This is a genomic window from Saccharopolyspora sp. (assembly GCF_017434145.1).
Lineage (GTDB): Bacteria > Actinomycetota > Actinomycetes > Mycobacteriales > Pseudonocardiaceae > Saccharopolyspora_C > Saccharopolyspora_C galaxeae.
Map to the genome: position 1 here is coordinate 1 of NZ_JAFRFW010000137.1, position 7,086 is coordinate 7,086.

The 7,086-nt window shown below is 71.0% G+C and carries 8 protein-coding genes; 1 reads left to right on the plus strand and 7 read right to left on the minus strand.

Translation table 11 applies throughout. From position 1 onward, the window contains the following. The 3 genes from IJH84_RS03770 to IJH84_RS03780 all read right to left on the minus strand — a co-directional run. The coding region (locus tag IJH84_RS03770) for an FAD binding domain-containing protein (protein WP_295140190.1) at nt 1-491 on the minus strand (491 nt) is incomplete at its 3' end. After that, nucleotides 484-966 (minus strand): (2Fe-2S)-binding protein, encoded by a 483-nt coding sequence (locus IJH84_RS03775; protein WP_200072288.1) that lies wholly within the window; start codon nt 964-966, stop codon nt 484-486. The genes IJH84_RS03770 and IJH84_RS03775, both read right to left, overlap by 8 nt. A 343-nt stretch (nt 967-1,309) precedes the next feature. Continuing rightward, a complete protein-coding gene (locus IJH84_RS03780) occupies nt 1,310-1,759 on the minus strand; it encodes an Rrf2 family transcriptional regulator (protein ID WP_295140195.1) in 450 nt (149 codons plus the stop codon). Between the two features lie 141 nt (nt 1,760-1,900). Between IJH84_RS03780 and IJH84_RS03785 the strand changes: the two genes are divergently transcribed. Continuing rightward, nucleotides 1,901-3,016 carry an NADH:flavin oxidoreductase gene (locus tag IJH84_RS03785; protein ID WP_233628066.1) on the plus strand — a complete coding sequence of 372 codons (1,116 nt, stop codon included), beginning with the start codon at nt 1,901-1,903 and terminating at the stop codon, nt 3,014-3,016. 14 nt (nt 3,017-3,030) lie between these two features. Here IJH84_RS03785 and IJH84_RS03790 read toward each other — a convergent pair whose 3' ends face one another. From IJH84_RS03790 to IJH84_RS03805, 4 genes are all read right to left on the minus strand, one after another. After that, entirely contained in the window at nt 3,031-3,234 is a 204-nt protein-coding gene (locus IJH84_RS03790; RefSeq protein WP_338597452.1) for a hypothetical protein, read from the minus strand. Nucleotides 3,235-3,424: 190 nt separating this feature from the next. Continuing rightward, on the minus strand, nt 3,425-4,330 hold the full coding sequence (locus IJH84_RS03795; RefSeq protein WP_200072284.1) for an SPFH domain-containing protein: 906 nt from the start codon (nt 4,328-4,330) through the stop codon (nt 3,425-3,427). A gap of 199 nt (nt 4,331-4,529) precedes the next feature. Then, nucleotides 4,530-5,516: a DUF4185 domain-containing protein gene (locus tag IJH84_RS03800; RefSeq protein ID WP_295140201.1), complete on the minus strand. Its 987-nt coding sequence runs from the start codon at nt 5,514-5,516 to the stop codon at nt 4,530-4,532. A 256-nt stretch (nt 5,517-5,772) separates the two neighbouring features. Beyond that, nucleotides 5,773-6,855 (minus strand): LacI family DNA-binding transcriptional regulator, encoded by a 1,083-nt coding sequence (locus tag IJH84_RS03805; protein ID WP_295140204.1) that lies wholly within the window; start codon nt 6,853-6,855, stop codon nt 5,773-5,775. Between the last annotated feature and the right edge of the window lie 231 nt (nt 6,856-7,086).

A 7,086-nucleotide genomic window follows, 5' to 3' on the forward strand; every position in this document is an offset into this window, starting at 1 on the left:
AGGTCCGAGCCGTGCACGGCGATGCAGTCCGGCCCGGCACCGAGGATGGCGTGCATCCGCGCGCCGCCGCTGACCGCGGCGCAGCCGCTGCCCGGGGCGCGCTTGTTGCACGCGCTCACCGCCGGGTCGCGGAAGTAGCGGCAACGGGTGCGCTGCAACAGATTCCCGCCGATGGTCGCCATGTTCCGCAGCTGCGGCGAAGCACTGGCCAACAGCGCTTCGGACACGACCGGCGCGCGTTCGACGACCAGCGGGTCGGCGGCGAGCTCGCCCATCGTGGTCATCGCACCCACCCGCACCGCATCGCCCTCGCGGCGCACGCCGCGCAGCGGGAGCCGGGAGACGTCGATGAGCTTGCCCGGCGCGAGCACGCCGTCCTTCATCAGGTCCAGCTGAGTGGTCCCGCCCGCCAGGTAGGCCGCGTCGCCGTCCTGCGCGACGGCCACCGCCTCGTCCACATTGGACGGACGCAGGTAGGTGAACTCACGCATCGCCGGCCACCTCCCGGATCGCGGCCACGATGCCGGAGTAGGCGCCGCAGCGGCAGAGGTTGCCGCTCATCTGCTCGCGGACCTCCTCGTCCGAGCCGGTGCGGCCTTCCTCCAGCAGGCACACCGCGGACATGACCTGCCCGGGGGTGCAATAGCCGCACTGGAAGGCGTCGTGGCGCACGAACGCTTCCTGCACCGGATGCGGCGCACCGCCCGCGCCCAGCCCTTCCACGGTGCGGACTTCGCGGCCGTCGCACTGCGCGGCCAGGGTCAGGCAGGACAGCACCCGGTTGCCGTCGACCGCGACCGTGCAGGCACCGCACGCGCCCTGGTCGCAGCCCTTCTTCGTCCCGGTCAGGCCGAGGCGGTCGCGCAGCGCGTCGAGCAGCGTGACCCGCGCGTCGAGTTCGAGGTCGTGGCCGGTCCCGTTGACGGTCAGCGCCACCGGAATACGGCTGCCTTCGGTCACTTGCATGGTGGTTCCCGTCCTGGTCAGTTCGGCGGAGGGGCGCGGGCACCGCCGAATCCGCGGGGAGTCCGGCGTGGCGACCGCTTCTCCCGTTATACCGGCATGATCACCGGATTTGTCGCCTTGGACGGGTTTTCGCCATAGCACCGCACGATCGGGCCGATCTCCGCGCGGCGGTGAATCCGCACCGGAACGATCATTCGTGCAGCGCATGGAAATGCGGGCGGAGCACTGAACGGATCGTCGCCGACACACCCCGGCGTGTCGGCACCGCCGTCGCTGCGCCCTCACCACGCACAGGGCAAGCGTCCGCGCGACGGCACGGGTAAGACCACTGTGGACAGACGGCTCAGCCCTGCCGCTCCGGCCCCCGATCGAGTCTGCGCAGCTCCCGCACCCCACCGGCGAGCGTGCGGTCGCCGAGCGAGCCGAGCACCGCCTGCTCGGCATCCGCGGTCAGTCCGGCGAAGTACTCGGCGGCATTCGCCGTCACCAGGCACGCGTGCTCACCCTCCGGGCGGCAGGCCCAGAGCGGCTTGTCGCCAACGGCGCACCGGTAGATCTCGGCCAGCGTGATCTCCTCGGCAGGGCGCGCGAGCCTGCTGCCGCCCGAGCGCCCCTTCGTGCACACCACGAGCCCGTCGTGCACCAGCGGCGCCAGCATCTTGCGGACCAAGCTGGGGTTGGTGTCCAGCATCTCGGCGAGCTGGGCGGAGCTGAGCACCGGGGAGTCCTCCTCGGCCGCGACCGCGAGCGCCAGCATCGCCTGCAGCGCGCTGGAGAACCTGATGTCCAGCACGTTCGACACCCCCGTCCCGCGGATCGGCGGCGCAGCGTACCCGACGCCGCCCGACCAAGAATAGCAACCGTCACAGTCACACTTCGGCTCATGAAATGTACCTTTGTTGTGCACACTTCGATCGCACGGCAGGAGACCGCCTTGACCACCCGCGCAGCACAGGCCCTGGCCCGCCCGTTCACGCTGGGCTCGGCCGAATTGCCGAACCGGATCGTGATGGCGCCGATGACCCGCATGTTCTCCCCCGGCGGCGTCGCGGGCGAAGACGTGGCGGCCTACTACGCCCGCCGCGCCGCCGCGGGCACCGGCTTGATCATCACCGAGGGGACCTACGTGGACCACCCCTCCGCCGGTTTCAGCGGCGAGATCCCCCGCTTCCACGGCGAGCAGCAGCTCGCGGGCTGGAGCCGCGTCGTGCAGGACGTGCACGCGGCGGGCGGCAAGATCATGCCGCAGCTGTGGCACGTCGGCGTGCAGCGCCGAGCGGGCGCGCCGCCGTTCCCGGAAGCACCCGTCGTCGGGCCGTCCGGCATCGGCCTGGACGGCAGCAGCGCCGGTGACACCCTCACGCTGTCCGACATCGACCAGCTCGTCACCGCGTTCGCGGACGCCGCGCGGGAAGCCGAGCGGATCGGCTTCGACGGCGTCGAGCTGCACGGCGCGCACGGCTACCTGATCGACGCATTCCTGTGGGAGCGCACCAACCGGCGCACCGACTCCTTCGGCGGCGACCCGGTCTCGCGCACCAAGTTCGCCGCCGACATCGTGGCCGCGGTCCGCGAGCAGGTGTCCGCGGACTTCCCCGTGGTGCTGCGGTTCTCGCAGTGGAAGTCGGACAACTACGACGCCAAGCTCGCCGAAACCCCGGAGCAGCTGCAAGCGGTGCTCAGCCCGCTGGCCGAAGCCGGGGTGGACGCCTTCCACGCCTCCGGGCGCCGCTACTGGGAGCCGGAGTTCGCCGACACCGGCTCGGACCTGAACATCGCCGGGTGGACCAAGAAGGTCACCGGCAAACCGGTGATCACGGTCGGCTCGGTCGGGCTCGACAGCGTCTTCACGCCCGAGTCGCTGGCCGGCTCGAGCGCCGGGGTTGCCAGCGTGGAAGGGCTGCTGGAACGCATGGAGCGCGACGAGTTCGACCTGGTCGCGATCGGCCGCGCGCTGCTGGCCGACCCGGAGTGGGCGGACAAGGTCCTGCAAGACCGCGCAACCGACATGATCCCGTTCACCAAGGCCGCCGTGGAGACCCTGTACTGATCAGTCCGGACTGATCACTCCGGCGCGTCCTTGCGCGGCCGGCCGCGCCGGGCGGGCTTTCCCGAGTTCTCGGGCAGCCGCCCGGCGTCGGCCAGCGCCCGCCGCAGCAGGAACTCGATCTGCGCGTTCGTGCTGCGCAGCTCGTCCTGCGCCCAGCGGGCCAATGCGTCGTGCAGCGCCGGATCCAGGCGCAGCAGGAAACTCTTGCGTTCGGCCACGAACACCTCGGTAGCTCGTTTTGCGCAGGTGGTCGGTTCAGGCTGCGGGCGCAAGCAGCGCCCGGCTGAGCTGTCCTCCGCGAAGACGCCTGAGAACCCGCGGTGTGCCGGATTGCATGGGTGGTGCAAGCCGGCCCCGCAGTCGCGGAGAGCCACGGCACAAGCTCGTGCGGGCTCCACGAGGAGGATCTCAGTGGTAGAGCGAGCCCGTGTTGACCACCGGCTGCGTGTCGCCGCAGAGCACCACCATCAGGTTGCTGACCATGGCCGCCTTGCGCTCCTCGTCGAGTTCGACGACCTCCTGCTCGGACAGCCGCTGCAGCGCCAGATCGACCATTCCGACCGCGCCCTGCACGATCTGCTGCCGCGCGGCGACCACCGCGCCCGCCTGCTGGCGCTGCAACATGGCCTGCGCGATCTCCGGCGCGTAGGCGAGGTTGGTGAGGCGGGATTCGACGACCTGCACCCCGGCGGCCTCGACCCGGGCGGCGATCTCCGCGGAGAGCTTCCCGGTGATCTCGTCGGCGTTCTGCCGCAGCGAGTAGCCGTGCGCGCCGTCGCCGTCGTAGGGGTAGCTGGTGGCGATGTGCCGCACCGCGGTCTCGGTCTGCGTCTCGACGAACTCGACGAAGCTGTCCACCGCGAACGACGCCTGGGCGGTGTCGGCGACCTGCCACACCACGACCGCGGCGATCTCGATCGGATTGCCGTCGGAGTCGTTGACCTTCATCACCGCGGTCTCGTGGTTGCGGATCCGCGTGGAGATCTTCGTCTTGCTGCTGAACGGGTTCACCCAGCACAACCCGGTTCGGCGCACGGTTCCCGTGTAGCGGCCGAGGAATTGCAGCACCCGCGCTTCACCGGGAGCCACGGCGATCAGGCCGCTCAGCAGCACCGCCGCGATCACCAGGAGCGCCGCGCCCGCGATCAACACCGGTGCGTTCTCCAGGCCCATGCCGACGACCAAGACGCCGGCTCCGGCGAGCAGCAGCACCACGCCGAGCGTGGCCATCAACGCTCCGGACAGCTCGAACGCCGGACGTTCGCGCACCGGCGGTTCGGGCATTTCGACCTCGCGTTCCTGCACGGCGGTCATGGCACTCCTCCCGTAGCGATCAACTAGCTATAGCCTAGCATAGTGATATCACTTTCTGGGTAGCCGATCCGACCACACCTGCTCGTCAGGTGCGCGACTTCCATGCACAACCGACGGCCCGAGCAGCAGATCGTCCGCCGTCAACGCGGCCGCGACGGCAGGGCGGCCCCGGACGCGGAGGCCGCCGATCACCGCGAGCTCATCGCGCCGCGGGCGCGCTCCCGGCGAACTGCATCGACTTGTACGGCCAGTTCTTCTTGGTGTTCCACTGGCTCACCACCAGGTGCAGGTCGTCCAAAGTGGACCCCGGAACGATGTAGGCGCCGTAGAGCTGCGCGACCCGTCCGCGCCCGTGGTTCTCCCGCCACCACGAGGTGCCGTGCAGCGCCGTTTCGCGCGGGGCCTCGTAGAGGTTCGTCGTCGGCACGTCGAGGTTCATCACGTCGATCCGGTAGTTCCCCGCGTCGAAGAACGACAGCAGCCAGCGCCCGCCCAGCGGCCGCAGGCACAACTCCCCGTACGCGCCGGTGAGCGCGATCGTCGGCGGGTTGCCCCAGGCCCACACGCCGTCCCGGAAGCCCCAGCCCTCCCACGCGGCGGGCTCGGCGATCCACTGCGCGGGCACCCGGTGCAGCATCAACCCCTGGTCGCGGCGGAAACCGGTGGTGAACGCGTAGACCCAGCCGTCGTCGCCGAGTCCCCAGGTCAGCATCTGGAACAGCCCGCCGTGCAGGTCACCGGGCCAGGTCGCGCCGGTGTGCTGCCAGCTCTCGCCGTTGTCGGTGGAGCGGTGGATCTCGGTCCAGTGCACGTTGCCGATGCCTTCGCACACCATCACGTGCAGGTACATCTCGTTGCCGATGGTGATCAGGTCGGTCGGCAGCACGGTGGTGACCCGCCGCCCGTGGATGATCGTGTCGTGCTGGTACGGCAGCGCCTGCTCCGCGTAGGGCTTCGGGCCGATCGAGCCGGTCCAGCCGATGCCCGCCGTCGCGGTGCGCGCGTCCCCGAACAGCACCACCGGGGAGCGCCAGCCCGGCCCGCCGACCCCGGCGGCCTCGAAGGTGTCGCCGAACACCGACACCAGCCGCCCGTCCGGCGCGACCTCCATCACCCCCAGGTCGGTGCCCCCGATCCCGAAGTGGTCGGTGATCCCGGGCCCGGTGAGGTCCTTCACCTTGCGCACCGGCTCGTGCTCCTTTCCCGCGGAGGTGTTGCTCCTTCCGAGGGTAGTCGGCGCACGAGGCGGCTCCGCGACGTGATCTTGACCCGGAGTTCCACGCAGCTGTTCTCCGAGCGAACGGTCCCCTCGCCCGATCTACCGGGACCAGCGGTCCGTTCGCTCGCAAGATCGAGGCGTGCCGACGCGCGCACCTCGCGCTCCGGCGGCGCTCCCGGAGTGAACGGCCTGGTCGTCCCACCAGATTGGCCGGACGGTCCGTTCACTCATCGACGAGCCCGGGCGCCGGGGCCGAGGTGGTGCCCGCCCGCACGGTCGTCGGCATCCGCTCGCCACCGGGATCGCCGCCGGAGAGCAGCTCCACGACCATCCGCCCGGCGGCCCGGCCCTTGCCGGTCATCGGCTGTTCCACCGTGGTCAGCCGCAGCGGCGACAGCCACGGGGTGTCGATCCCGTCGAAGCCAACCACGCTGAGGTCTTCCGGCACCCGCAGGCCACGTTCCCGCGCGGCCTGGATGACCCCGACCGCGAGCAGGTCGCTCTGCGCCACGACCGCGGTCGGGCGCGGCTCGGCGGCGAGGACTTCGTGCCCGGCGCGCAAGCCGTCCTCGATCAGTCCGCTGCCCGCCTCGAACGCCGGGACGCGGCGCCCGGCCGCCTCCTCCACGCCGCGCAACCGGTCCAGGCAGATGGGCGCGCTGGCCAGTTCCTGGTGCGCATCGGTGAGCCACCCGCTGTGCATCCCGGGCTGGCGCAGCGGAAGCGTCACGACGCTGATCCGGCGATGCCCGAGCTCCAGCAGGTGCCGGGTGAGTTCGGCGGAGGCGCCGTGGTTGTCGATGTGCACGCTGGGCACGTCCGGGACCTGCGGGCCTTCCACCACGACCAGCGGCACACCGCGGTTCTGCAGCGCGGTCAGCGCCGGCTCGTCCCTCCCGCCGCAACTTTCCACGACCACGGCGTCCAGCGGAGTGCTCGCCACCTGCTCCGGCGAGGGACCGACCCGGCCGCTGCTGCCGGAGAGCAGCAGCAGCGCGAAACCGGCGGGCGCGAGTTCTTCGGTGAGCCCGTCCAGCAACGCCACCGCCACGGGATCGCGGAAGGCGTAGAGCAACCGCTCCCCGATCAGCACGCCGACGATGCCGGAACGACCTTGCCGCAGCGAGCGCGCCAGCGGATTCGGCCCGGTGTAGCCGACCTCGGCGGCGGCGTCGAGCACCCGGCGCCGGGGCTCGGCCGAGACCGGGCCCGCGCCGGAGAACACCAGCGAGGCCGTCGACTGCGAAACGCCTGCGGTCGCGGCGACCCTCGACAGCGTCGGGCGAGGGCTTCGCGAACGGGACATGCGCTCTCCCTTGACCGGTGCGGTGACCGGCTGAATACTATCGGCCGGATCTTGGTCGAATCGTTTCGATCCGTGAGGGATGTCTGTGCCCGTGCAATCCCGAGCCACCCGGCCGACCGTCCTGCGCGCCCGCAACGCGGTCGCGGCCGTGTTCGCCTTCAACGGGTTCGCGATGGCGAGCTGGACCGCGCGCATCCCCGAAGCGCGCGACGCGCTGGGCATCGCGCCCGG

Bases quoted from the DNA above. Each gene is read 5' to 3' on its own strand.
- IJH84_RS03795 (WP_200072284.1), bottom strand. From the start codon at position 4,330: ATGACCGCCGTGCAGGAACGCGAGGTCGAAATGCCCGAACCGCCGGTG.
- IJH84_RS03805 (WP_295140204.1), bottom strand. From the start codon at position 6,855: ATGTCCCGTTCGCGAAGCCCTCGCCCGACGCTGTCGAGGGTCGCCGCG.
- IJH84_RS03775 (WP_200072288.1), bottom strand. From the start codon at position 966: ATGCAAGTGACCGAAGGCAGCCGTATTCCGGTGGCGCTGACCGTCAAC.